This is a genomic window from Methylobacterium persicinum (assembly GCF_022179525.1).
GTDB lineage: Bacteria > Pseudomonadota > Alphaproteobacteria > Rhizobiales > Beijerinckiaceae > Methylobacterium > Methylobacterium persicinum.
Genome location: NZ_BPQX01000030.1, coordinates 1 through 24405 on the forward strand (window position 1 = coordinate 1; position 24405 = coordinate 24405).

The following is a 24405-nucleotide window of genomic DNA, read 5'->3' on the forward strand; positions in this document are numbered from 1 at the left end:
TGGCTATGTGGTGACCGAAGGCACGCACACGGCCGGCATCTCCGGCTCGGAGATGGAGGCTGGGATGGTCGCACAGACACCGCTCGGCCGCGCTGGCCGGCCGGATGACATCGCGGGCGTCGTGACGTTCCTTGCGTCCGATGATGCGCGCTGGCTCACCGGCGAGAACATCACCGCCAGCGGCGGCATTCGCTAAAGCACAACGATGTCACCTGCGCGCACAACCCAGACAGACTGCGCGCAGGGGCCATTTTCGAGCTACGTCAACTATCGGATATCGTCTGCTTTCCTGTCTCTCGCACCGAAAGCAGAACATCGACTTTCCACCCGGAGCAGCCCTCCTGCTTCCGACCCAACCTAGTCGCCGGGAGCGCTGTCGGCACTCCTTCAAAGCGGACGCCAGTCAGTCGTCCGACAACTTCGGCTCGGGGTGGTCTTAGAACAGCATGCACCTGAGACGAAAATCGCTGAAGCAGAAGCGGCAGCAACTCACGGTGTTAAGCCACCATGGCGCGCGACGCCTCGCGCACAAGCCGCGTTGAGGTATTAACCTCCTGAGTCGAGGTGGCGATCAGACTGACGCTGCGGCTGATCTCCGCCACGGCTTGAGTCATGGCCTGCATGTTGCTCGACATCTCCTGAGCGACGGCGGCCTGCTGCTCTACGGCCGTCGAGATCGCTGAGGAAATCTCGTTGACCTCCCCGATCGTGTCACCGATGCCCGCGATGGCAACGGCCGCTTGGTTCGCGGCGGCTTGCGTCTGCGCGATCTGAGTGCTGATGCTCTCGGTCGCCTTGGCGGTCTGGGCCGCGAGGGTCTTCACTTCGGAAGCCACAACCGCGAAGCCCTTGCCTGCCTCACCGGCCCGTGCCGCCTCGATCGTCGCGTTCAACGCAAGCAAGTTCGTCTGCCCGGCGATCGAGTTGATCATCTCGACCACCTCGCCAATCCGCTGAGCGGCGGAAGCGAGGCCGGCAACGACGGTCGAGGTGGCGACTGCCTGCTCGACAGCTCGTCCCGTCACCTGCAGAGCGCGGTTCACCTGCCCGCTGATCTCACCGACTGAGGCGGCCAGCTCCTCGGATCCAGCGGCAACACTCTGGGTGTTGCCGGAGGCTTCCTCGGCGGCGCTAGCCGCACCGACAGCCTGCTGCGAGGTCTGAGCAAGGGCAATGGCAATGCCGTCGAGGTCTCGATCGACACCTCTCTGCAGCTCGGCTCGCCGCAGCCGCTCAGCAACGGCCTCGGTGATGTCGGTGGCGAATTTCACCACCTTCACGATGCGTCCGGACGCATCGCGGACTGGATTATAGGTGGCTTGGATCCAGACCTCCCGGCCCCCCTTGCCGATGCGCTTGAATTCGGCTTGCTGGAACTCACCGCCGCGCAGGGCCTCCCAGAAGGTCCGGTAGTCGGCACTCTCGCGTTCGGCCCTATCGATGAAGATCGCGTGGCGCTTGCCCTTCACCTCGTCGAGGCTGTAGCCGACCGACGCGAGGAAGTTCTCGTTGGCGGTGATGATCGTGCTATCGAGGTTGAACTCGATGATGCCCTGCGACCGTTCAAGAGCGTTCAGTTTGCCCTCGAAATCCGCGTTGCGCAGCGTTTGTGCGGTAATGTCGGTGGCGCATTTGAATACGCCATAAGGCTTGCCGTTATGTCCGATGAGCGGGCTGTAGCTCGCCTGGATCCAGACCTCCTTGCCGCCCTTGCCGATGCGTTTGTAAGTGGCGACCTGATGTTCGCCGCGGCGCAGGGCCTCCCAGAAGGTCCGGTAGGCGGGGCTCTCCCGGTCAGCCGGATCCACAAACATGGAGTGGTGCCGCCCCTGGATCTCTTCGAGGCTGTAGCCGAGGACCGCCAGGAAATTAGGATTGGCAGTGACGACCTTGCCGGCGAGATCGAACTCGATCAACGCGTGTGAAGCGTCAAGCGCCTTCAGCTGAGCTTGCAACTTCTGATTGCCGAACAGCATTGTGTCCAACTTCTTGAAAATCGATATAGTCCTATTGAGGCACAACACCCATAAAAAATGCTTAATAACGATTACGTATCAGATTTGGTATAATTATACTAAGGCAAATGAGAAAAGCGATCTTATGTGCCTCATATAAAAGAGATTCTGCATTGAAATGCGCAACGGCTCATCGGCAACGATTGGAGAGGAGTGTGGTGCGCAGAAACGAGGTCCGCTCCATGGCAAAGCCGCTTGGAGGTAGACTGGCGGAAAACCACCCCCAACGGAAAGCAGATTTCTGATCCCCTCCGTGTTGTTGCCCCACCCCTGATACGACCGAACCCCGCCCAATCACGGCCAGCCCCTCCCCGCCTCTCGCTCGATCAACCGCAGCCGCACCAGCAGCTCCTCCCGGCCCATCGTCGTGCGCTTCAAGTCCTGAATGTCCGCCCGGTCCCGGGCGATGTCGGCCTCGATCGGCGCCTTGAGGGCCGTCGCGCCGGCGCCGACGATGGCCAGCAGGAAGCCGCCGGCGGTGACCAGCGTCTTGAACGTGCTCGACAGCGAGAACTGCCCCTTGCGCAGGGCCTCGGCCTGGGCGTCCGAGAAGTCGCGGCCCTGCGCCTCGATCTTGGCCAGGATCGCCTCCGTCTGGCGGCGGTTCTCCGAGCGCATCTCCTTGAACTCGTCGGCCACGTCCCGGCGCAGGGTGTCGAGGTTCGATTCGAGCTTCGACACCCGGCCCGGCAGGGCGGCGCGCTCCTCGTCGGTGGGCCCGTGGGGAAAGGTCGGCGACATCGGCGCAGCCTCCGGGGTGCGGATCACCGCTTGGCCTCAGCGACCCTGGCCTCGGTCACCCTGGCCTCGATGAACTTGTCCGCCGTGCGCGCCGCCATGTAGGCGCCGATCCCGAGCGTCAGCAGCGACCACAGGGACTCCGGCACGCCGGCCAGGGCCTTCACCACCTCGGCCTGCAGGCCGAGCAGCGGCGCCGCCACCCCCACCCAGGTGATCATCGCCAGCGCCCACAGCACGGTGATCGGCCGGGCGTTGCGCGTCAGCGCGCTTTCCGAGGCGGCGTCGGCCTTCATCACCTCCGCCATGGCGCGGGCGAGGTCGGATTGCCCGTCGAGCAGGGCGCGCTGCAGGTCGAGCTGCGCCTGCATCCGCTGCCCCTCGTCGGGAATCGCCTTCTGCAGGATCGGGGCGAGGGCGCCGAGCAGCGCCGGCAGGATCGCGAGGAAGCTCATGGGTCAGGCGCCTTTCCGCAGGTTGTCGCGCAGGGTGGAGAGGAGGCGGCCGAACCAGCCCGGCCGGGCGGTCGCGGGAGCCGGGCATGGGCCACGGAAAAGCCCGCCGGAGGGGGCGGGCTGGGGCAGGCTCGGGTCGGGGGACGCCGTCGGCGGATCGGGGGGTGGCGCCGGGTCCGGGCAGCGCATCGCCGCCGTCAGCGCCGCCCGGAACGCGGCGTGGTAGCCGGCGATCGGCCCGGCGCAATCGGTGCCGTTCACGATGCGCCGGGCGCCGACCGGATCGCAGCGGCCGGGGCCGAAGAAGTCCGACAGCCGCGCCCCGGTGAACCAGCCCTCGCCCATGCCGTGAAACAGGATCGCCGCCGCCACGTCCGGCCGCAGGGCCAGAGCGGGCCGGTCCACCAGATCCTCGTCCCCCGCCAAAAGGCCCAGGGCGTGCAGGCGCGCGCTCGCCCGGGCGTAGTTCGCCCGCCACGTGAGCTGCACGTAGCCCCGGCCCCAGAAGCCGCTCGGCCCGTAGGGCTTGCCCCGGCCGCGCCCGAACTCCTCGATCGGCTGCATCGTGCGGGCCGTCTCGTGGAAGGCGGTCGCGAGGCAGTAGGCCGTCTGCGCGACGCCGAGATCCGGTGGGCAGGCGCCGAGGATCGTCTCCAGGCCGGTGACCTGCCCCGGCGAGAGCCAGCCGGGGAACGGGGCAAGGCGGGCCGCAGCAAGGAACGCGGCGCGAGCGTTGGGGCTCGGCAGGGCCGTCATGTCGTCCTCGCGATGGGGGTGGGTCGAGCGGCGCCCGCTTGCGGCGCCCTTTTGCGGCGGCGCAGATGCTGACGGTGCCGACGCCTTCAAGGACCGTCGGCACGGCGATGGTCCCGTGACGCAGGCGCTCGGGCGCTGCGTCAGCCGATGCGCGCGTCCGGAGGAGACGGGTGTGCCCGGGAGATGCCCCCCCTTGCGTCAGTTCATCGGATCGAATTCGGCGCTGAACCGGAACAAGGCCGCCGCCGAGCCGCTGCTTCCGGTGACCTGCAGCGAGAAGGTCTGTCCCGCCGCGACGGGCGCCGCGCGCGACGTGTCGGTGCAGGCTTGGACGGCACCGGTGATCGTGCAGGCCAGGGCGGTCTGTCCCCCGTTGACGATCACGATGGCGGTGTAGGATTGCCCGGTGCCGGGGCTGGCGTTGGTGGCGACGGTCAAGTTCCGCAGCGTCCCGGCGAAGGGCATCGGAATGTTGACGGTGCTCTCGTTGCTCGAGATGCCGGCCCCCACGAACTGCGGGGCGGTCGCGTTGGCAGGGTAGGCCGTTCCGTTGGCGCTGCCGGTGACGACCTGCCGGACGGCTCCGGAATAGCGGCCATTGACGTTGCCGGTGGTGTAGCTGCTCGCCGTATCCCACACGGTCGACGGGCTGGCCGACCATATGTTGCCCGCCATCGCGTAGGTGCCGGGCGAGTAGGCTGCGGCGGTCCAAACCGACCCGCCCGCGGGCGACCCGCTGTCGATGTTGCCGGTGATGACGCCCTTCCGCACGCTGTTCAGCACAAGCGAGGCGGTTCCGATCAGGTTGAAGTTGTTGCCGATCACGGCGAGATCGGGGATGGCGCCCGAACCATCGCTGTCCGCGACGAGGCCGAAGTTGAGATTCAGGAAGTCGTTGCCGACGACTTTCGTGCCCCAGCCGACGTTGGGCGCAATCTCGATGCCGATATTGCTGGGATTGGTCGTCGCTCCGGCCGAGCCGATGTAATTGCTGATGATGCCTGCTTCGGCTGCGTTGTTCTGGACTGTGATGTTTCGGACGATGGCCTGATCGACCACGTTGTTGATGACGCGGGTATAGAGGCTCGAATTGATCTCGATGGCCTGGGGGCCGCCGAGCAGAAAGAAGTTGCGCGAGATCACCGCGCCCTCGATCCGGTGAGCCGTGCCGTAGACGTCGCTGGTGGCGTAGAGCGTCTGTCCGCTCGCCACCGTGGCGGACGAGGCCGGCGAACCCGAGACGGGATAGGTGAAGGTCGCCGGCCCGGTGACGGTGATCGGCGCCGAGTAGGTGATGTTGTAGGCGGCCTGCGCCGCCCCCCGGATGGCGACATAGGTGCCGGTTGTGTAACCGTGCGGCGAGGACGTCGTGACGGTCGCGACGCCGCCCGCGGAGGTGATGCTGCTGATCGCGACCTTCGGGATGCCGTACTGCGTCTGCAGGATACGGACGCCGTTCCCGCCGTTGCCGTAGCCGCCGAACCCGTAGAGCGTGTTGCCCGTGATTTCGTGGTTGTGACCCCAGGTATCGAAGCCGTAGCACCAAGCGGTCGGGTCACCGAGATAACAGCTGCCGTTGCTGATCTTGACCGTGTCGCCGTAGGCCAGGACGAGATAGCCGCCCGGCGGATTGCCGTTGAACCCCATGCCGTCGAGCGTCGTCTGGGTCGAACTCTTGTCGATGATGATGGCGCCCGAGCCTTTGCCGATCGTGTCGATGGTGAAGTTGCGCAGCGACATCAGCGCCGTCGAGAACGCCCCGACGTTCGGCGCCACCCATGGGTTCACATCGGACGGATTGCCGATCTGGAACGCGGCGTAACCGGGCGCGAGGGGCTTCATCACCGTCTTGTCGCGACCCGCGCCGCTGATCGTGATGTTGCTGCCTGACAGTAAGGTTGTGCTGCCATAGGCGCAGAGGCCCGGCGGAAGCAGGATCTCCCGCCCCGCCACGTAGCCCTTGCCCGCGTTGAGCGCCCTGGCCAGGGCCGGCACGATGTCGGAGGTGCCATCGCATTTCACCCCGAAATCGGCGGCCTGCAGCGTGTCCTGCATCTTGTCGTCGTAGCTACGGACGACGGCGCCGCTCTCGGGACGCTGGAACGGGATCCTGTTGCCGGGCTTGGCGACGCTCAGGTTGTCGGGCGTCGCGGTGTACAAGTTGTTTTGCCATCGGCCGAGCGCAGGACCGCCGGGCAGGATGACCCGTCCCGCACTGTCGATCCGCCCCGGTCCCAGAAGCTGATCGGCCTGGGCGGATGCCGAGGGGAAGGCGAGCGCCGTCAGCGCCGCCGCGACGAAGCGTGAGAAGGGCATCACAGGGTCCACAGGTTGCTGCCGTTGGAGTGGAGCACGGCCTTTTGGTAGGGGCTCTGCATCGTCACGTTCGGCTCGCTGCCGATGCTGTCCTGCCCTGCCGCCGCGATGATGATCGGGTTGCTCGTCCCGCAGGCGCCGCTCTCGTCCGCGATGCAGAGGGGCTGCCCCGGCGGATAGGTGGCGGCCGGTGGGAGTGTCAGCGTGCGAGGAGCCGTCAGCGCGGCGACGCCGACATAGGTGTCGGTCGCCTTCACCGGGTAGTTCGTGTCGTTGACCGCCGAGCGTCCGATGGACGGCACGCCCAGAGCCGCGCGAGCCGCCGCGGCGTCCGTCGCCCTCAGGACAGACCGCCCGATCTCGGTGCCATCTGTGATCGCCGCCGCCGCGATCTGCGAGGGGCCCGCTGCGCCCTGCGCGGTGGCGACGATCAAGGTCAGCGTGGTGCTCTGCGAGACCAGAGCCGCCGCCGGGATCTGATCGATCGTGCGGGTGTCCGCCACGTCGAAGACGTCGAAGACGATGACCCCGAGGGTCTGCCGCGTGCCCAAGGTGTCGATCCGATAGACGAGAATGCGGGTCCTCTCCCTGGGATCGCTCCCTGCGAAGCCGCTGGTCGCGAGGGCGGTGAGCGCACGCGGGGCAACGACCTTGAACTTGCCCTGCCCATCGGACACCCGAACGATGCCGCCATTGGCGGGGGTGAGCGGTTGAAACGTCTGGTAGCCCGGCAGCCACAGTTCGCCAAACAGTTGTGATCCGGTGAGATCGACGGCTGTTCCCGATGCATCCTGCAGCGTGCAGGGGATCGTCCAGTCGTCGCGCTTCCAGCGCTGGAGGGGCGTGATCGCGTTCATGCCTGCACCTGCTGATTGGTCCCGGCGATGACCCAGGCCCTTCCGTTGTCGGTGACTTCCACGCCCGTGCCCGCGTTGGCGGCTTCGAGAAGGCCGGCGGCGTTCGGCGCGCGGCCGTCCGAGGCGAAGGCTTTGCGCCCGCGACGGCCCGGGCGGGGCAGGTCGGCGACGGCGTAGGACGGCAGGATCGGCGCGGTGAGCGGAAGGCCGGCGGCGAGCTGTCCTTCGACCGTGCCGAGGCGCGCGGCGATGGCGCTCACATCCGGCGCGTAGAGCCCGGCGAAGGTCACATCCCGCGCGCCGAGAAGCGAGACGCCGGTGGCTCCATCCGAGCCGTAGGCGCGCAGGAATGGCCGCCAGGAATGGGCCCCCGCCGGCGGCGCAATGACCGGCCCGGCACCACGCGGCGACGGCACTCGGACGCTGACGGTGCGCGGGCCGTCCTGCACCCGCAGATTGCTGTCCCGCGCCACCAGAGCCGAGCCGGCATCGCCTCCGGCCTGGTCGAGCCATTGGATGCCGATGTCGACCGCGTTGTTGTTCGGATCGAGCACGTCGGCGATGCGCCAGTAGCGCGTCCTCAGAACATAGATCGCGTCAAGGTCCCACCGGATCGCGACGCGAGGGGCGATGGTGCCGCCGCCGGTGACGGCATAGGCGCGTCCGAACGCGAACGGCGTACTGCCGGCGGGGTCCAGCGGCGAGGTGCTGGCCGTGGTCCCGAGCGGACCGCCGGTGAAGGCGGCAGGACATTCGCCGGGCTGATCCGTGGCGAGCAGAGCCGTCAGCGCCGCGAGGAAAGCGGAGTCGATCGTGCGGCCGAGCCCCGAGACCGCGGCCTGACGAGCGGCGGCTTCCTCGTCGATACCAGCGCGCAACAGGCTGTCGGCTTGAGCCGCGCTGTGGCCGAGGCTGTCGATGGCCGAGGAGAGGTTTCGACCCTGTTGCTGGAGATTGTCCAGCAAGTCGAACGCTGCACCGATGGCGGCATAGTTTTGTGCCGGCGAATTCGCCGGTGACGGCCCGGGGAGCGACATGGAAACTCCTGAGGATCAGAATGCCTCGATCAGGTCGAGGGACACCGACCCGGCTCGACTGAGCTGCAAGTGCAGTGCGCCGGTATCGTCCGAGGCGAGGCGCATCCGGCAGACCGGGCGCCCGAACTCGACGGGGGTGGCCGCCGGATAGTCGGCGCGCGTCCAAGGACGGACCTCGATGTCGATCTGCCCTGGCTTCGCATCACCGACGTCGGCGCCGGGATCGCCCGTCAGCAAGGAGGTGATGAGGTGGAGACGGCCGGCGATCGAGCACATCATGCCAGGCTGGAGCAAGCCACCTCGATTGCGCTGGATCGTCAACGTCGCCGTATTGATCGGCGCGGGAACGGCGATCTGAAAATCCAGGGCCGACGCGGTGTCGGGATTGGTCTCGAAGGCGGGATCGTAGGCCGAGGCGACCGCGCCCATCCCATAGCTGATGCCGCCGCCGGTCATCGGATCCACGAACCACGGCGCCCGCGACACCTCCACCGGCCCGACGATCCAGACCTGCGACCGGCCGAGGGCGAGCGCGGCGCGCATCGCCAGCACCGTCTCCCGGGTGCCGCAGGGAATGGTCAGCGACGCGGCCCAGCGCGCGGCCGGGGATCGGGTCAGCTGCTCGTGGCCCGAGAACGACTGGCCCCCCGTCCGTGTGGCGTTCTTCAGCCCCCATTGCTCGGCGGAGGGCACGAGGATCGGGTTCCAGGGCCGATCCGCCATCAGGCCACCGTCACCGTGATCGGGCCTGCGGTGCTCGACGCGTCGCCGAAGCCGGAGGCGTTGAAGGCCCGCACCCAGTACGTCCAGGTGCCGGCGGGGCGCGCGTCCGTCCCGTCGAAGGCTTGGTTCGGCGCCCCGTTGAAGGTCTTCACGGCCACCGCGTTGGCGAAACTGGTGGTGGTGGATCGGTAGAGCCGCGCGGAGGCGAAGTTGGCCGCGTTCGGTGCGGTGAAGGCGAAGCGCGCTTGGCCCGGGCCGCCCGTCACCGCGAAACCGGCCGGCGCGCCGGTCGGGGTCGTGTCCGCCGCGAGGGTGAAGGGGATCGTGTCGCCCCAGTCGCCGATGGACGTGCTGGACAGCCACGCCACCTGCGCCTCGTACTGTCCGCCGTCGTCGAGGGGCCCGGCCACGGCGGCGCCGTCCTGGCTGGCCATGTCCGCCCACTCGCCCGTGCCGGCGGCCCTGAACCGACCGATCAGCACGAGGTCGATCCGCCCCGCGACCGGATTCGCGGTGAAGCGGGCCGCGAGGCCGGTGACCTGCCCCCCGGTGCTGGTGCGGATCGCCTGATACGCCACGCCGGTCGGGACCGCTGCCGGCGCGGGCGAGCTCGCGTCCGGCAGCGGTGGCGCAGTGCCTTCCTCCGACGGGGACCATGCATAGGCTGAGGCATCGAGCGAGGCGAGATCGAGCACGGGCTCGGCCTTGAACGGCCCGGTGAGCTTGCCGGCCGAGGGCGTAAAGGTGGCGTCGATGCCGAAGGACGGCAGGACGAGGCGCACGGTCGGTTCGCCATAGGCCGGCAGGCCGGCCGGCGAGAGCCGCAGGCCCGTGCGTGTCCCCCTCCGGGCTCGGATACAGCAGCGGCACGTCCTCGTCGCAGACGTCCGCCAGGGCGGCGAAGCTGTCGAGGTCGATCTCGCCGAACGGGATGCCGTAGCCGCTCCCGTCGTGCAGATAGTCGAGCAGGACGATGGCGGCGTTGTCCGACCACGCCCACGTCGCCCGGTCGGCCGGGTCGTGGGCCGGGTTGCGCGGGTCGTAGCAGGCCACGAGATCGGCCACGAGGCGCACGTCGGGCGCGCCCTCTGGGAAGATCTTCTCGCCGTGCTTCAGGGGCGTCGCGACGACCACGCTGTAGGCCAGCCCCTTCAGGCGCGCGGCGGGGGTCCAGTAGCCGTAGCGCGACAGGGCGGCCGAGACGCCCTGGTCGTCGGTGCCGAGGTAGGATTCGATGGCGATCTTGCCCTGGTAGAGGCGGTCGGGGACCACGCCGCCATTCTGGGCCACGAGGCCCGTTCGGACGTCGCCGAGCCAGACCTCGCGGATGTGGCAGAGCCTCCCGGCGAAATGCACGACGCCGCGTGTGAGCACGCCGCCCTGCACGTCGAGGAAGAAGATGGCGCCGCCCAGCTTCTCGCGGCCGTGCCCGCCCCGGCGCGGCGGGATCGCCTGGCGCACCGTGACCTGCGCGTCGTTGCGCTTCTGGGCGGGCGTCAGCGCCTCGACCACCTGTTGCAGGGCGAGGAAGGCCCCGGAGATGACCGCGTAGCCCACGACCGTCGCCGTCGTGACGCCGAAGATCGTCGTGCCGGCGAGCGCCGTCTCCGCCAGCAGCGCGGTCCCGATCGCCGCCGGCATCAGATGCGCCACGCCACGATGACGGGGAAGGCGCCGAGCGCGAGGCCCCCGGGTCCCTTGGCCGCCCATCCGATCCGGGTGCGGATCGCGAAGACCGGGCCCGCCAGCGGATCGCGCACCAACCCGATATCCCCCGGCCCCGGGGCCGTCGTCTCGGGCAGGCCCGCTTGCGCCGCCAGATCCCGGCCCATCGCCTCCATGCCCCCGCGGCGGCGGATGTGACGGGCCGCGCCGAGATGGCAGCGGTAGCGCCCGCGCAGGGACGCGGCAGGGTCCACGCCCCGGGCGACGCGCACCCAATCCGCCATGAACAGCGCGCAATCGGAGACGCCCCAGGCGAAGGGCTCGCGCGCCGCCTGCCGCAGGTAGGCGATCATCGGTCGGGGATCGCCGGGTTCCACGGCCGTCTCCGGTTCTGCATGGCGGGGATCATGAACAGGCCGGTGTCGCCGGGATACCGGCGCTGCTGATCCCGGTCGGTGAGGCTGCCGAAGGGCGGGAGACCGCGCCGGGCGAACAGCGTCTCGGCGGTGAGCTGCGCGGTCCAGGTGTTCACGTCGGACGCGTGGTGGACGAGCCGGTCCATGACCCCGCGATAGAGGATGTAAGGGTTGCCGAGCGGGCGGAGAGCGTCGCCGAAGAACTGCAGGCTGACGGAGTAGGCCCGCCCCTTCACCTTCGTGCGGGCGTTCCGCACGTCGTCGCGGATCGCGTCGCCCGTCCCGGACAGGGTGAACGTGACCGGGGGCGCCTGCCCGCCGACCGCCGCCTCGATGTCCGAGACCGCGCCGAGGACGCCGATGCCCTGCCACACCTGTCCGCCGGCCAGGAGCGGGCCGAAGCCGTCATGCACGCGGGTCGGCGCGTCGAGGAAGTCGAAGAAGGCCAGGAGGGCGCCGTTCACGGCCTCACCCGATGCTGCGGCGCGGCCGGCGGCGTCGAAGATCGCCATCGGTCAGGCCCGGGCGTAGCGCCGCCGCCCGTTGGCGACGATGCCGTTGATGCTGCGGCCGATGCGCTGTTCCGTCTGCGCCATGCCCGCGGCGACCCCCGCATGGACCATGCTCATGATCTCCTGATTGCCCCGCGCCCCGGAGACATCCACCGTGAGCGCGATCGGCCCGGCGGCGGCGCCCCACCCCGGGCCCTTCGCCAGGGGAAACATCGTCCCGTTCTGCTGCGGCACGAACACCTCGCGGCCCATCTCGCCCACGGTGACGGGTTGCCCGGCCTGGACCGGGCCGCCATTGGCCGCGAAATGCGCGGGCAGCGGATCGAACCCGGCGAGGGAGAACCCACCGCCGAACAGGCCGGCGAGGCCGCCCACCGCGTTGCCGCCGGCCGGGGCGCTCGCCGCGGGCGCCGTGCCGAACGGGCCGGCCAGCGGCCCCTGGCCGGTGAACACCGCCTGCAGCGCAGCGCGGCCGAGCTGCGCCTGCACCCCGCGCAGGATGTCGGCGAAGGTCCGGCCGTTGACAATCGCGTCCGCGAGGCTGTTGGCGACCGTGTCGCCGAAGAAGCGCGCCGTCTCCGCGCCCTGGCGCTGCTGCTGTTCGAGGTCGGCGAGTTGATCGCGGTACTGCGCGACGGCATGGGCCGCCCGCGTCACGGCCTGCGTCTCGGCCTCGGTGAGGCTGCGTCCGTTCTGGCTGGCGATTTCCTGCGCCCGCGCGAGTTGGACGGCGACATTCTTCTCGGCGTCGCTCCGATCGAACGCCTCCGCCTCGGCTTTCGCGGCGGCCGCGGACTTTTCCAGGCCGTGGACGAAGGTCTCCAGCGGATCGGCCGCAGCGCCGGCGCCCCCGTCCCGGGGATGCGCCGGCCGGGCATGGGCCTGCTCGGTGAAGAAGCTCAGGGGCCGGCGGGGCGGCTCGGGCGGATCGGTGATGAACTCCGCCGGGCGCTCCGGCCCGATGGGCCTGTCGTAGAGGGTGCGGCCCCGGGCCGACTGGCCGGCGATCTCGCCGAGATCGGCGCCGAGGCTGCCCTCGCCCGGCAGGCGCTGGCGCGGCGCCAGGGGCGATTGCCCATCGCCGGCCCGGGCGGCCTTCAGCATCGCGTCGAGGAACTGGCCGGCGTTGACCGCGGCCCTGGCCGTCGTCTCGACGACGGCGAGCCAGGCGCGGTCGATGGCGTAGCCCGCCTCCGTCACCGCGAGGGAGGTTTCGAGCACCTTCGCGATGGCCGCGTAGGCGGCGTCCAGCCGATCCCGGAAGTCCACCGCCCGGTCGACCTGTTCCTGCGTGATCAGATCGTCCCGCTTGCGGTCGAGGGCGTCGGCGATGGCCTCGATGTCGAGGCGGCCCGTGCGGATGCGCTCCGCCGTGTCGGCGCCGAACACCTTCTCCGCCAGATCGACGGCCGCGAGCGACAGGCCGAGGTCGCGCAATTCGCGCAGGGCGGTGACGACCGCGCGCAGGCGAGTCTCCGCGTCCCGGGCGCCGAGGTAATCCGCCAGCCCCTTCGACTGGAAGTCGCCGGTGTAGCCGCTCTGGAAGAGGTCGGTGAGCTGCTTGCGGACGGGGTTGTCCTGCTCGAACCGCGGCGTGGTCGCCTGCGCGGCATGGCGCAGGGCGTGGTCGATCTCCTCGACGGCGAGGCCGGCCTCCTTCGCCACGTCCTGAAAGCGCTGCAGGATCCCGATGCCGAAGCCGGTCCGCTCGGCCTCGGCGCTGAGCGCGGTGAACCGGGCGATCTGCGCATTGGCCGCCGACACGGCCGTCGAGATGGTGAGATAGGCCCCGCCGGCCACGCCGAGGGCGACGGCGAGCTGCCCCAGGGCCGGCAACTGCGCGCTCACTGTGCCGAGGGCCGTCGCGGTCGCGGCGACGCCGGCCCGGGCGCTCGCCGTGGCCGTGTTCGAGGTGACGGCGGCCGCCGTGAACGCGGACGCGACGCTCTGCAGGGTCGCGCCCTCGGCTGCGACGGCGGCCCCGGTGGCCCCCGCGATGGCTTTGACATCGGCGCCGACGGCGGTCGCGGTCCGGACCGCGTTGGCCTTCATGCCCTCCAGGGCCGCGCCGAAGCCGTTGGCGTTGGCGGCGCCCCCCGCCATGGCGACGCCGATCTGGGTCATGTTGCCGACGACCTGCGCCGTGAGGCTCGCCATGGCGGATTGCGCGCGGGACGTGTCGGCGGCGAACTGGATGACGAGGGGTTCGGCCATCGGGCGGGGCTCCGCGACGCGGGTTCACAGGACAGGGGACGGCGTGAGAAGACAGCCGCCGGCCAAGGGACTTGCCGGGGTGGACATGACGGACGACGCCGCGCGCCGACGCATCGGGACACGCCTCGCGTCGCCGCCGCTTCTCACCGACGAGGACGAGGCCGCGCTCCAGGCGGCCATCGCCGCTGACCCGGACGCGGCCGAACTCACCGACGCGCAACTGGCGCGGATGCGCCCGGCCCGCAAGGTGCTGCCGCCGGCCCTCTACGCCGCGCTGACGCGGCGGCGTCCCCCCGACGCGGCAGACTGAGACAATCCTTCCTCGGCGACAGCCAAAGCGGCAACCATTGCCGTTTTTCGCTGGACATTGCGGCAACCATTGCCTATACGATGTGGGCCGATGGGGGCGGGCGATGGCGACGATCCAGCGTTTCAACACCTGCAAGATCGCCATCTACGCCGACGACCATCACCCGCCGCACTTCCACATCGAGGGGCGCGGCTGGCGCGCGTTGGTGGTGATCGCCACGCTGGACGTCCTGGCCGGTGAGGCGCGCCGGGGCGGCGAGGCGATGGACTGGGCGCGGGCGAACCGCGACCGGCTGCAGGCCGAATGGGACCGGTTGAACACGAGGAGCTGAGACCGTGGACGCACAGAGCATCAAGGCGATCCGGCCAGCCTCCGGCCGCACCCTCATCGTGACGTGGAAGAACGGGACGGAGACGCCGGTGGATGTCGGCGCCCATCTCGACGCCTACGCGGTGTTCGCGCCCCTGCGGGACGACCCTGCCGCGTTCAGCCAAGTCCGCGTCGGCGAATGGGGCTGGAACGCCCATTGGACCGACGACATGGAGATTGCGACCGACACGCTCTGGCGCCTCGCCCTGGAGCAAGGCGCGGCGTGGCTCAAGGCGTGGCGCCTGGGGCGTTCACCGAAACTGAGCCAAGCCGAGGCGGCGGCGGCGTTGGGCGTCTCGCCGAGGATGTGGCGGTACTACGAGGGCGGGACGCATCTGCTGCCGAAGACGGTGCGGCTGGCGGCGATTGGGTTGGATCACTCGGCGGCGGCTTGACTTCGTGTGTTTAAGTCATAGACCTGAAGATGTACTGCTCTGAACTTATTTATCAATTGAATCTTGTCAATTGGAATCGTTCGGAATCATATAATCGATATTCATATTTATATCATTTGGCTCAAACGTCCCTTGGTCGGGATCGAAGAAGATGCTTTGTTGGTTGTTTGATATTTGGGCATGAACTGCCGTTTGATGTGACTTGCCATCCAGTCCGAAATAGTTCAGACAGCAAACCAGCGAGAGCTGAGTATACTTTTTATCGCTTTTCGCAGAAGGAAACAGACCATTCCGATCAATTGTTTTGGTCGCGGCTGCAGGCCATGATAGAGTTGACTCGTTTGCTATAACAGATGAATTCAACATTGTATCGTTTCTAAATTCATTACAGATCGTTTTCGTTTCTTTCTGTGGGTAGTTAAATCCGGGTCGGATCTGCTGAAGCTTTGCTACAAGCGTTGCTCCAAGGGCTGGCGATTGAGTATAGTTTTTCATTACGGCCTTTACTTTCAGAGAAACATTCCCTTGCTGTACGACCAAAGGTCCTTCCAGTGCAAGGCGATCAATGAAGAGCCAAGGCCTAGTAGAGCTATCTAAAGCTTTTTGAGCGATACCTGCCTGTCGGGCAGCTTCTACATATGCGTTGAAAGTATAATATGCAGCAGCGAAAGCCGCGCTGGTGGCAAGGGCGGCAATCATTAGAGAAAATAACCAATATATACGCTCGATCTTCTGATGATCGCAGCTGGTCAGATTCCATAATATTTTAGTTAAGTTTTTAAACAAACCTTTTTCCTCCAATATTAACTCTTGAAAACTTATTTTTATGAACCTGGATTGGTTCATTATAATCATAAATTATTTATTAACGAAGCTAAGTTTCAGGTATATTCTTCATTATTTCGGCATCTTAAATTACTAATAAAATAAAAGTCGTCTCAGTACACGCGCTATATTGATATTAATAATTATTTCAAAGATACCAGATGCATATTGATATGTCTAAGCCCGCCCCGCCGCCATCTCCTCCGCCAACACCCGCGCGAACTCCTCCGCGCTGACATTCGGCCCCGCCTCCCCGCCCCCATGCGCCCGCACGAGCCCATCGAGCGCCGCATGGAAGGCGGGGAGCGTCATGCGGTCCACGTGTTCGGGGGTCCAGCCGGCGGCGGCCCCGGCGGCGTAGAAGACGGAGAGGTCGCCGGGGCGGTGGTGTCGCTCCCCTCCGTCGCCGGTTTTCCCGGCGCGGCCGGCGTCACGCCGTTCACCGCCGCCGCGACGATGGACCCGGCCAGCGGCAGGAAGTCGATCAGCGGCGCGTCGCGGTAGCGCAGCGCCAGGGCGCTCGCCTCCACGGCCGAGGTGCCGCCGCCCTCCAGCCCGAGGCGGATCGTGTCCCACACGTCCCGCACCGAGAACTGATGGCTCGCGATCCGCAGGAGGATCGCGCCGATGCCCGCGCCGGTCAGGCGCTCCAGTTCGCCGATCTCGCCCAGGCGCAGCTGGAAGCGGCGGCGCTGGCCGGCGAAGTCGGCATCGACCACCGTGCGGCCGGTGACGGCCCCGGTCACGCCGCCGCCGCCCAGGTGAGGGCGTCGTCGCCCCGGAACTGCGCCGTGAAGTTCACGAGGCCGTTGTTCTGGCTCGTCAGTTCCAGGCTCTCGAAGAACACCGCGCCGGTGTAGGTGCCGCCGCCCTGCGCCGCGCTCTTGTCGATGAGGAACTGGTAGCGGTGCGGCGTCTCGGCATTCGCGTCGGCCTGCAGGTCCTGAAAGCGCTTGGCGTCGGCCACGCCCGCCAGCCGGCCGCTCCAGCCGCGCGAGGTCAGGATGCTCTTGCGGTTCGGGATCGCCAGCGGCGTGTCGCAATCGGGCACCGTCGCGTCCTCGAAGGTGTTCGTCTGCGTCAGCGTCTTCGTCTGCGCGATGCAGAGGAAGGTGAAGGTCTCCGGCGCGCCGCCGGCCGAGCGCAGCACCCGGAAGCGGTTGCCGGCGAGGAGATCGGGGGAACTCATGGGGCCGCGTCCTTGGCGATGGTGGTGGTGAGGTCGAGGAACAGCGCCTTCGGGGCCAGGGGATCGATCACGTCGCCCGCCTGGGTGACGTCGAGGCGGCTCTGCAGGCTGAAGGGCGCGGGCAGCGCCACGGCCGGGGCGTCCTTCCCGTCGAGGGCGGTCGCGATCGCCTCGATGAGGCGCCAGCCGAGGCTGCGCCCGAAGGCCGTCGTCACCGCGTAGATCCGGCAGCGGATCTGCCACACCGTGGCGCAGTCGAAGGGCACGCGCTGCCGGTTGATCGGGCCGAGATAGATGTAGGGCGCGCCCGTGCCGGGCTTGCGGTCGTTCGGCACCTCGTCGAACACCCGGCCCGCCACCAGGGCGGCGACGGCCGGATCGGCCACCAGCAGGTCGGTGATCGCCGCCATGAGGGCGGTTTCCGGCGTCACGGCGCGGGATCGATCGGCTTCGGCGCGGGCGCGGGCGCGGGCGGCGCCTCGTCGGCGATCCGCTCGCCCGCGCCGCTCGCCTCGATGATCGCCACATGGGCGCTCGGCACACGCTCGTAGGGCTCCGGCCGCGCGATGTAGATGACCGTCGCGACATCGTTCGCCCGCACGACGATGTCCCGGCCGACGCGCACCTTCGGCATGGTCACGGCTCTCCCTCGGTCCAGACGGTCGCGGGGGCGTCGGCGAGGCCGTCGCGCCACAGCGCCAGGCCCTCGCGGACGGCATCCCAGAAGAACGGCTCGGCCGCCACCGCGCCCGCCCCCGCCGCGCCCCGCGCATGCAGGGCGGCGTGGGTGTCGGCGGCGAAGAACGCCGCGTCGGCGACTACCGCAGTCCGGTGGCCGAACTCCACATGGCGGGCGTAGTCGGCGGCGCCGTGGATGGCGCTCGCCTCCACGGTGATGAGAGACCCGTCCCTGCGCCAGCCGATCCCGTGCAGCAGGCGCCCGGTATCGACCGGCACCCGGCCGCGCATCGTCTCCACCATCCGCGCCGCCGCCGCCTCGGCCGCGTGGTCGCCGCGCAGCGCCAGCTTCACCGCGTACTTGGCAATCTGGCCGGAGAGGCGTTCGAGGCCGACGATGTCGGCGGCGGCGTCGAGGAGCCGGAGGCCCGGCAGCACGCCCGGCGCCCGGCGGAAGGCCCGGGCCGCCGGGGTGATGTCGAGGGCGGACTGGACGCGGCCGGCCCCCGCGGCGAGGTCGCCGAGATCGAGGCTCATGCGCCGCCGAGATGCGAGGAGACGCGCAGGCGGATCAGGCGGCTTCGCCGGTCGGGCAGGCCGACGCCCTCGATGGCGAAGTCCCGGCCGAGGATGAGGCAGCGGTCCGCGTTGGTGAGCGTGCGCGACTGGGCCGTGTCGCGCACCACGAGGGTGCCGCTCTCCACGTCCTGCGCCCGGCCGCCCTCGGCGGCCTCGCGGGACGTTTCCTGGCGGTAATTCCCCCAGAGGGTGAACGCCGCCTCATACGCGCCGCGCTCGCGGCCCTCGCCGGGGCGCTGGAGGAAGGTGACCCGCAGGTCGAGCCGGCCGGGATCCATCACCCGTTCCCCCAGCGGCGGAAAGGCGCCAGCAGGGCCGCCACGGCGCGGTTCCCAGCGAGGGCGACGTCGCCGAGGCGGTTCTCGTAGAGCAGCGCGATCATGATCAGCATGGCCTGCAGGATCGGCGGCGGCACGGCGTGGGCGGCACCGCCATCGGCGGCGGGCGGGTAGCCGGCCCGGTAGCGCAGGCGCACCGCGTCGGGCCGCGCCGCGGTCGCCGGCCAGGTCTGGCCGGGCGCGGGCAGGAGCACGTCGCCGTCGAGGAGGCAGGCGGATGGCGGGAGGGTGGCCGCGCGGCCGTCCGGGGCCGTGAAGGACACCGCGACGATCCCGTTCACCGGGCCGCACGGCAGGGGGACGCCGTCGAGGGCGGGGAAACCCGGCGCACGGAGTTCGAGGATCTGCGGCCCGAGGGACGCGCCGAGCCAGCCGCCCGGCCCGTCGCAATGGGCCTGGGCGACCGCGATGAGGTCGCGCAGGGTGTCGTCGGCCTCGTCGGTGTCCGGACGGACATGCGCCTTCACCTGGGCGAGGGTGAGCAGAGCAGGCGGCGGCTCGACGACGGTGGGGGTCACGGCCGCCCGGCCGGCGCGGCCCGGCGGCGGCGGTCGGCGTCGAGGTCCCGTTGCGACACCTGATGTGGGGCGCCAGCGGCGGATCCTCGCGGCCGTCGAGGGATTCGACCGGCTCGGCATGGTCGAGGCGCTGCAGGTCCCGCGCATGGGCGAGGTCCGTCTCGAACCGGTCGCCGGCTTCGACGAGGCCGTTCCTGTCGCTGCGCAGGCGGGGATTGTGGAAGGTGGTCTTGGCCGTCATGGCGACGAGATCGGACAAACGGAATTCTCCAGGGGGCACGAGCAGGGGGCACGAGCAGGGGGCAGGAGGATGAGGAGGCGCGCGGGGATCAGCCGCCGGACTGGGCCGCGAAGGTGCCCTTGATGAGCGCCTGGGGCCGCCGCACGACGAGGGCGAGGCGTTCCTCGGCCAGCAGCGTCACCATGTTCTTCACGAAGTTGTCCCGGTCCTCGGTGGAGATCAGGACGGCCGCATCCTCGCGGTCGAAGATCTGCGCCGCGTAGCGCAACGCCCCGGTGAGGAAGGCGTTCTGCGGCATCGCCAGGGAGACGGCGACCGGCAGGCCCCAGAGCGTCGGGCCGATCAGGCCGGCGGGGTTCGCCCAGATGTAGCGGCCTTGAGAATCCTTCGTGAGCTCGATCGCCGCCCAATCGGCCGGGTTCAGGACGTGGCCCGTCGCCGGATAGAGGGCGAGCGTCGCCTGGAGCATGGCGAGGCGGATCCGGTCGATCCGCGTCTCGCCCGCCACCGTCACGCCGGTCGGGGCGGCATAGGCCGTCGCCTGCGGCATCAGGCCGAGGAGGTTGGTGCCGGTGCCGTCGCCGAGGAGGAGTTGCTGTTCCTCGGCGAATTCCAGCCCGTAGCGCAACTCGCCGTCGATCTCGCTCTGCAATTGCGGCGCGTCGGACAGGATCTGCTTCGAGGCCGGGATCCAGTGGGCGATGGTCGCCACCTTGGTGTTGGTGATGTCCCACTGGATGTCCGATTGCGGCTTGGCCGCGGACGGGTTTTCCGCGACCGTCGCCGCGTTCAGGGTGCGCACGGTCTGGCGGGCATACTCGATGATGCTCGACGCGGTGCGGCCCGGCATCAGCAGAGCGCGGATCGTCAGGGGCCGCCGCGGCAGGTCCCTCCCGTCGACCCGGTCGGCCGGCACGAGGGCTGTGGTGGCCGACACGCCCGTGGCCGAGGCCGCGGTGATCGCCTTGACCTCGACGGCGAGGGAGCCCTTCCAGCTGTCGCCGCGCTGGCCCGCCGCCTTCACCGCCTCGCTCTCGGCGACGCGCTGGCCGGGCGTCTTGCGCGCGAGAACGGCGCGACGGAGGCCGAGCTCAATGCATGATTCGGGTAGGCCGAAGGAAGCCGCGAGAGCGCCACCAATGTGCGCGGCGCCAACCGAAAGAAGCTCGCCGACCGGATTGCCGACCGCTGGGACGGCAACGCTATTCCCGCACCTCAGCACCCGGTGCGGGAGCGAGATCAGAAAGCCGAGACTTTCGAAGATGTTGGAAGTTTGATGGCTCCCCGAGCAGGACTCGAACCTGCGACAAGGCGATTAACAGTCGCCTGCTCTACCAACTGAGCTATCGGGGATCGCGGAGCTGTCTCTACACAGGGTGGCCGAGCTGCGCAAGAGCCCATTGGGACGATAAATGTCGACGGACCGCCCGTGGCCGGTTGGGCACGGCAAAGCCATCCGCCGGCAGTGCTGGTTCAGAGGACAAGTGGGAAGCGTTGCGGCACACAACGCGAAGGATACGTGGCCCCTGAGACGGGGTCTGCGTCACGATCAATTTGTCAGGGAAGGATGGAGGCCTCGGAGGGAATCGAACCCCCGTACAAGGATTTGCAGTCCTCTGCGTAACCACTCCGCCACGAGGCCATACCGTCCGCGGCACAGGCCGCGCGGGGCCTGGCGGACGGCCCCGGAGACCGCGTCTCTAGCAGAGGTCGACCCCGGCAGGCAACGGTTGCGACGCCCTCAATTCACGTCTGCCACACCCGGGGCATCGGAAGGCCGCGATACAGGGTCAGGAACCGCGTGATCCGCTCGCGCACGGGCCCCACGGAGCGCCCCAGCATCCGCAAAGCCAGATGCCCGTTCCAGGCGCTGGCGGCAGTCTCCACCCCCTCCCCCGCCCGATGGAGATCCTCCAGCAGGGCGCGGGCCTCTTCCAGGCGCCCCTCCGCACCCGGCGAGGCGTCGAGCAGGGTCGCCGCCGCGCCGGCACCGCCGCCGATGGCCGCCCGGGCGAGGAGATCGGAGATCGCTCCGTCGAGTCGGGCCGTGTCGGCGTAGACGAGACGCCCGCCCCGCCGCACCCGCCACGCGTCCACGAAGAGACCGTCCCCGATCCGCTCCTCCCGCGCCGCGCGGCCGAAGGCGACGATTTCGACGGCCAGCAGGGCCGCGCCGGGGGCGAGGTCCGCCTCGAAGCGCCGCCGCAGCCGCGCCCGGTCGAACAGGATCGTCTCCTGCGGCAGCCACGCGAGGCGCGCGCCGTCGCCGATCCGTACGATGTTGTCGATCCGGCTCTCGGGGCCGTCCGAACGGTAGACCTTCTCCGCCGCGGTGGTGGTGAAGACAAGGTCGCTCCCCGCCGCGAGGTCGAGGCCCACGTGGAAGACGTCGCCGCAGGCAATGCCGCCCGCGGTGTTGACCAGCACGGCCTCAAGCGCGCCGCCGACCCGGGGGAAGCGCAGCCGCGAGGGGCCGGCCTCCGAGAGGTCGTCGATGCGGGTCGGACCGGCCTCCCCCACCGAGCACACCGCGAGCCGGACCGTCCCCACCGAGCGCTGCCGGCCAGCAGGAGTTGCCCCTTCCGTGGGCATCGCCCTCATGCCCGGCCTGCCTGTTCCGTAGGCAGATCCTCCGGAATCGTGGGCGAGCGATCGAGGATGCGCCGTCCGAACAGGCTGGCGACCAGCTCCACCAGCACCCGTGCGGAGCGTCCGCGCTCGTCGAGGAACGGGTTGAGCTCCACCACGTCGAGGGAGCGCACAAGGGCGCAATCGTGCAGCATCTCCATGATCAGGTGTGCTTCCCGGAAGGTGGCGCCACCGGGGACTGCGGTGCCGACCGCCGGCGCCACCGACGGATCGAGGAAGTCGATGTCGAGGCTGACATGGAGGTGGGCCCCCTCAGCGGCAGCCCGTTCCAGCACCCGGCGCAGGGGCGCCACGACGCCGAACTCGTCGATGGCCCTCATGTCGGTGACGCCGACCCGCCGGGCCCGGACGAGGGCCCGCTCCCCGGCATCCACAGAGCGGAGTCCGAACAGGTGGACTCGCTGCGGGTCGAGGGGCGGCGGGGCGGGCTGACGGAACAGGCCCGTGAAGCCCGGCTCGCCGCACAACGCCGCGAGCGGCATGCCGTGCACGTTGCCGGAGGGCGATGTCTCGGGGGTGTTGAAGTCGGCATGGGCATCGAGCCACAGGACCCTCAGGGGCTGCCCGACCCGGGCGCAGTGGCGCATGGCCCCATCCACCGAGCCGAGGGACAGGCTGTGATCGCCCCCGGCCGCCACCGGCAAGTCCCCGGCATCCAGGGCCGCCTCCACCGCCTCCGACAGCACAGTCGCCCAGGCGGCCACCGCCGGGAGGCCCGTTTCCCCCGGATGGAGTCCCGCGGGGGCGAGGTCGCCCCGATCCTCCACCGCGTGGCCGAGATCCCTGAGGGTCCGCACGAGGCCTGCGGTGCGCAGGGCGGCCGGACCCATCAGGGCGCCGGGCTCGCTGGTGCCCACCTCGATGGGCGCGCCGATCAGGGCGATGCGCTGCGGGGACTCGGGGGAATCGCGCATCGGAGTTCCATCGAAGGTCGCGGGTTTCCGCAGGACGTAGCCCATCGGAAGCCTCTTCTACCACGCCCGCAGGCAGACCTGGACTGCCCAAAAAACTGGCATGCGCATTGCGAAGGCTGCCTCGTCTCGTGCAGACCAAAAGGGGTAGACCGTGATAGCTTGGAAGACCTGGAGTTCGGCCGCGGCCCTGGCCGCCGGACTGAGCCTGAGCGCGCTCGCCACCGGCGCCGCACGGGCGGAGGAGACCATCAAGGTCGGCATCCTGCACTCGCTCTCGGGCACGATGGCGATCTCCGAGACCACCCTGAAGGACGCGATGCTCATGCTCATCGCCGAGCAGAACGCCAAGGGCGGCGTGCTCGGCAAGAAGCTGGAGCCGGTGGTGGTCGATCCGGCCTCGAACTGGCCGCTCTTCGCCGAGAAGGCCCGCGAGCTCATCAGCAAGGACAAGGTCTCGGCCGTGTTCGGTTGCTGGACCAGCGTGTCGCGCAAGTCCGTGCTGCCGGTCTTCAAGGAACTCGACAACATCCTGTTCTACCCCGTCCAGTACGAGGGCGAGGAGAGCGAGCGCAACGTGTTCTACACCGGGGCCGCGCCGAACCAGCAGGCGATCCCGGCGGTCGATTACTTGATGTCCGAGGATGGCGGCGGCGCCAAGCGCTGGGTGCTGGAGGGTACGGATTACGTCTACCCGCGCACCACCAACAAGATCCTCGAAGCCTACCTCAAGTCCAAGGGGGTCAAGGACGAGGACATCCTAATCAATTACACGCCCTTCGGCTTCTCGGATTGGCAGACCGAGGTGTCGAAGATCAAGGCGTTTGGCTCGGCCGGCAAGAAGACCGCCGTGGTCTCGACAATCAACGGCGACGCCAACGTGCCGTTCTACAAGGAGCTCGGCAACCAGGGCATCAAGGCCACCGACATACCGGTCGTCGCCTTCTCTGTGGGCGAAGAGGAACTGGCCGGCATCGACGCCAAGCCCCTCGTCGGGCACCTCGCGGCGTGGAACTATTTCGAATCGATCAAGACGCCGGAGAACGAGGAGTTCATCAAGAAGTGGCAGGCCTATAAGAATAACCCGAAGGCCGTCACCAACGACCCGATGGAGGCGCACTATATCGGCTTCAACATGTGGGTGAAGGCGGTCGAGAAGGCCGGCACGACGGACCCGGACAAGGTCATCGCCGCCCTGCCCGGCATCGAGCAGAAGAACCTCACCGGCGGCACCGCCACGATGCTCCCCAACCACCACATCACCAAGCCTGTCTTCATCGGTGAGATCGAGGCGAACGGTCAGTTCGACGTGGTGTGGAAGACCGACAAGCTGATCCCCGGCGAGGCGTGGTCGAAGCAGCTCGAGGGCTCGAAGGACCTCGAGGCCGATTGGGTGAAGCTCAACTGCGGCAACTACAACACCAAGACCAAGAAGTGCGGCGGGGCGTGAGTGGGATCCCTCTCCCCGTTTGCGGGGAGAGGGCTTCGGCGACCTCGTCGTCGCCGAAGCGAGGCGGCAGCCGAAGGTGAGGGGGCGGGACGGAGGCGTCGCATCCTGTAAGCCCCCTCACCGCCGCTCCGGCTTCGCTTTCGCTTCCCACGGACACGACAAGGTGTCCGTGGGCCTCTCCCCGCAGGCGGGGAGAGGGGTACCGGTGCCCTGTCCTGAGAGGGCTTCGGCTCATCCGAGAGGACAAAC

At 68.8% G+C, this 24405-nt stretch carries 29 protein-coding genes and 2 tRNA genes; 5 read left to right on the forward strand and 26 right to left on the reverse strand.

All coding sequences use genetic code 11. The features are described 5' to 3' along the window. Nucleotides 1–196, forward strand: a 196-nt coding sequence (locus MFF22_RS12935; protein ID WP_238249382.1) for an SDR family oxidoreductase, incomplete at its 5' end; no start/stop codon positions are given. Between the two features lie 301 nt (nucleotides 197–497). Here MFF22_RS12935 and MFF22_RS12940 read toward each other — a convergent pair. The 12 genes from MFF22_RS12940 to MFF22_RS12995 form a co-directional block, all read right to left on the reverse strand. Then, the gene (locus MFF22_RS12940; RefSeq protein WP_238249383.1) at nucleotides 498–1976 is read right to left on the reverse strand and encodes a methyl-accepting chemotaxis protein; all 1479 of its coding nucleotides are present in this window, start codon (nucleotides 1974–1976) and stop codon (nucleotides 498–500) included. 333 nt (nucleotides 1977–2309) lie between these two features. Beyond that, nucleotides 2310–2783 (reverse strand): hypothetical protein, encoded by a 474-nt coding sequence (locus MFF22_RS12945; RefSeq protein ID WP_238249384.1) that lies wholly within the window; start codon nucleotides 2781–2783, stop codon nucleotides 2310–2312. Beyond that, nucleotides 2780–3208: a 3TM-type holin gene (locus MFF22_RS12950; protein ID WP_238249385.1), complete on the reverse strand. Its 429-nt coding sequence runs from the start codon at nucleotides 3206–3208 to the stop codon at nucleotides 2780–2782. The genes MFF22_RS12945 and MFF22_RS12950 overlap by 4 nt, the downstream gene beginning before the upstream one ends. A 3-nt stretch (nucleotides 3209–3211) precedes the next feature. Next, entirely contained in the window at nucleotides 3212–3964 is a 753-nt protein-coding gene (locus MFF22_RS12955) for a hypothetical protein (protein WP_238249386.1), read from the reverse strand. A 198-nt stretch (nucleotides 3965–4162) separates the two neighbouring features. Next, the gene (locus MFF22_RS12960; protein ID WP_238249387.1) at nucleotides 4163–6280 is read right to left on the reverse strand and encodes a pectate lyase family protein; all 2118 of its coding nucleotides are present in this window, start codon (nucleotides 6278–6280) and stop codon (nucleotides 4163–4165) included. Further along, a complete protein-coding gene (locus tag MFF22_RS12965; protein ID WP_238249388.1) occupies nucleotides 6280–7137 on the reverse strand; it encodes a hypothetical protein in 858 nt (285 codons plus the stop codon). Before MFF22_RS12965 ends, MFF22_RS12960 begins: the two co-directional genes overlap by 1 nt. After that, the gene (locus MFF22_RS12970) at nucleotides 7134–8174 is read right to left on the reverse strand and encodes a hypothetical protein (protein ID WP_238249389.1); all 1041 of its coding nucleotides are present in this window, start codon (nucleotides 8172–8174) and stop codon (nucleotides 7134–7136) included. The genes MFF22_RS12965 and MFF22_RS12970 overlap by 4 nt, the downstream gene beginning before the upstream one ends. Before the next feature lie 15 nt (nucleotides 8175–8189). After that, the gene (locus MFF22_RS12975) at nucleotides 8190–8897 is read right to left on the reverse strand and encodes a hypothetical protein (protein WP_238249390.1); all 708 of its coding nucleotides are present in this window, start codon (nucleotides 8895–8897) and stop codon (nucleotides 8190–8192) included. Next, nucleotides 8897–9679 (reverse strand): hypothetical protein, encoded by a 783-nt coding sequence (locus MFF22_RS12980; RefSeq protein ID WP_238249391.1) that lies wholly within the window; start codon nucleotides 9677–9679, stop codon nucleotides 8897–8899. The genes MFF22_RS12975 and MFF22_RS12980 overlap by 1 nt, the downstream gene beginning before the upstream one ends. Nucleotides 9680–10537: 858 nt before the next feature. After that, nucleotides 10538–10915, reverse strand: a complete 378-nt coding sequence (locus tag MFF22_RS12985; protein WP_238249392.1) for a DUF6950 family protein — start codon at nucleotides 10913–10915, stop codon at nucleotides 10538–10540. Then, entirely contained in the window at nucleotides 10912–11490 is a 579-nt protein-coding gene (locus MFF22_RS12990) for a hypothetical protein (protein WP_238249393.1), read from the reverse strand. Before MFF22_RS12990 ends, MFF22_RS12985 begins: the two co-directional genes overlap by 4 nt. 3 nt (nucleotides 11491–11493) lie before the next feature. Next, entirely contained in the window at nucleotides 11494–13704 is a 2211-nt protein-coding gene (locus MFF22_RS12995; protein WP_238249394.1) for a hypothetical protein, read from the reverse strand. A gap of 43 nt (nucleotides 13705–13747) precedes the next feature. On the opposite strand from MFF22_RS12995, the gene MFF22_RS13000 reads away from it, so the two are divergent. From MFF22_RS13000 to MFF22_RS13010, 3 genes are all read left to right on the forward strand, one after another. After that, nucleotides 13748–14014 (forward strand): hypothetical protein, encoded by a 267-nt coding sequence (locus MFF22_RS13000; RefSeq protein WP_238249395.1) that lies wholly within the window; start codon nucleotides 13748–13750, stop codon nucleotides 14012–14014. 103 nt (nucleotides 14015–14117) lie between these two features. Beyond that, nucleotides 14118–14345, forward strand: a complete 228-nt coding sequence (locus tag MFF22_RS13005; protein ID WP_238249396.1) for a DUF4160 domain-containing protein — start codon at nucleotides 14118–14120, stop codon at nucleotides 14343–14345. A gap of 4 nt (nucleotides 14346–14349) precedes the next feature. Continuing rightward, nucleotides 14350–14778 carry a DUF2442 domain-containing protein gene (locus MFF22_RS13010; protein ID WP_238249397.1) on the forward strand — a complete coding sequence of 143 codons (429 nt, stop codon included), beginning with the start codon at nucleotides 14350–14352 and terminating at the stop codon, nucleotides 14776–14778. Between the two features lie 66 nt (nucleotides 14779–14844). Here MFF22_RS13010 and MFF22_RS13015 read toward each other — a convergent pair whose 3' ends face one another. The 14 genes from MFF22_RS13015 to rocF all read right to left on the reverse strand — a co-directional run bounded on the left by MFF22_RS13015 (nucleotide 14845) and on the right by rocF (nucleotide 22709). Continuing rightward, complete coding sequence (locus MFF22_RS13015) at nucleotides 14845–15624, reverse strand: hypothetical protein (RefSeq protein WP_238249398.1); 780 nt, start codon at nucleotides 15622–15624, stop codon at nucleotides 14845–14847. Nucleotides 15625–15780: 156 nt separating this feature from the next. Next, nucleotides 15781–15915: a hypothetical protein gene (locus MFF22_RS24695; protein WP_283206176.1), complete on the reverse strand. Its 135-nt coding sequence runs from the start codon at nucleotides 15913–15915 to the stop codon at nucleotides 15781–15783. Next, nucleotides 15912–16349: a gene transfer agent family protein gene (locus tag MFF22_RS13020; protein WP_238249399.1), complete on the reverse strand. Its 438-nt coding sequence runs from the start codon at nucleotides 16347–16349 to the stop codon at nucleotides 15912–15914. Before MFF22_RS13020 ends, MFF22_RS24695 begins: the two co-directional genes overlap by 4 nt. Then, nucleotides 16346–16792 carry a phage tail tube protein gene (locus MFF22_RS13025; RefSeq protein WP_238249400.1) on the reverse strand — a complete coding sequence of 149 codons (447 nt, stop codon included), beginning with the start codon at nucleotides 16790–16792 and terminating at the stop codon, nucleotides 16346–16348. The genes MFF22_RS13020 and MFF22_RS13025 overlap by 4 nt, the downstream gene beginning before the upstream one ends. Next, the gene (locus MFF22_RS13030) at nucleotides 16789–17223 is read right to left on the reverse strand and encodes a DUF3168 domain-containing protein (protein ID WP_238249401.1); all 435 of its coding nucleotides are present in this window, start codon (nucleotides 17221–17223) and stop codon (nucleotides 16789–16791) included. The genes MFF22_RS13025 and MFF22_RS13030 overlap by 4 nt, the downstream gene beginning before the upstream one ends. Next, complete coding sequence (locus MFF22_RS13035) at nucleotides 17220–17426, reverse strand: hypothetical protein (protein ID WP_238249402.1); 207 nt, start codon at nucleotides 17424–17426, stop codon at nucleotides 17220–17222. The genes MFF22_RS13030 and MFF22_RS13035 overlap by 4 nt, the downstream gene beginning before the upstream one ends. Nucleotides 17427–17428: 2 nt before the next feature. Next, on the reverse strand, nucleotides 17429–18007 hold the full coding sequence (locus MFF22_RS13040; protein WP_238249403.1) for an HK97 gp10 family phage protein: 579 nt from the start codon (nucleotides 18005–18007) through the stop codon (nucleotides 17429–17431). Then, on the reverse strand, nucleotides 18004–18327 hold the full coding sequence (locus MFF22_RS13045; RefSeq protein WP_238249404.1) for a head-tail adaptor protein: 324 nt from the start codon (nucleotides 18325–18327) through the stop codon (nucleotides 18004–18006). The genes MFF22_RS13040 and MFF22_RS13045 overlap by 4 nt, the downstream gene beginning before the upstream one ends. After that, the gene (locus MFF22_RS13050) at nucleotides 18327–18905 is read right to left on the reverse strand and encodes a head-tail connector protein (protein WP_238249405.1); all 579 of its coding nucleotides are present in this window, start codon (nucleotides 18903–18905) and stop codon (nucleotides 18327–18329) included. Before MFF22_RS13050 ends, MFF22_RS13045 begins: the two co-directional genes overlap by 1 nt. Nucleotides 18906–19234: 329 nt before the next feature. Beyond that, entirely contained in the window at nucleotides 19235–20170 is a 936-nt protein-coding gene (locus tag MFF22_RS13055; protein ID WP_238249406.1) for a phage major capsid protein, read from the reverse strand. Nucleotides 20171–20423: 253 nt separating this feature from the next. After that, nucleotides 20424–20499, reverse strand: a tRNA-Asn gene (locus MFF22_RS13060). 215 nt (nucleotides 20500–20714) lie between these two features. Then, nucleotides 20715–20788: transfer RNA gene (locus MFF22_RS13065), tRNA-Cys, on the reverse strand. Nucleotides 20789–20892: 104 nt separating this feature from the next. After that, nucleotides 20893–21747 carry an urease accessory protein UreD gene (locus MFF22_RS13070; RefSeq protein WP_238249407.1) on the reverse strand — a complete coding sequence of 285 codons (855 nt, stop codon included), beginning with the start codon at nucleotides 21745–21747 and terminating at the stop codon, nucleotides 20893–20895. Next, on the reverse strand, nucleotides 21744–22709 hold the full coding sequence (gene rocF / locus MFF22_RS13075) for an arginase (RefSeq protein ID WP_238249408.1): 966 nt from the start codon (nucleotides 22707–22709) through the stop codon (nucleotides 21744–21746). Before rocF ends, MFF22_RS13070 begins: the two co-directional genes overlap by 4 nt. Nucleotides 22710–22860: 151 nt before the next feature. On the opposite strand from rocF, the gene urtA reads away from it, so the two are divergent. Next, nucleotides 22861–24156 carry an urea ABC transporter substrate-binding protein gene (gene urtA / locus MFF22_RS13080; RefSeq protein WP_238249409.1) on the forward strand — a complete coding sequence of 432 codons (1296 nt, stop codon included), beginning with the start codon at nucleotides 22861–22863 and terminating at the stop codon, nucleotides 24154–24156. Nucleotides 24157–24405: the final 249 nt, after the last annotated feature.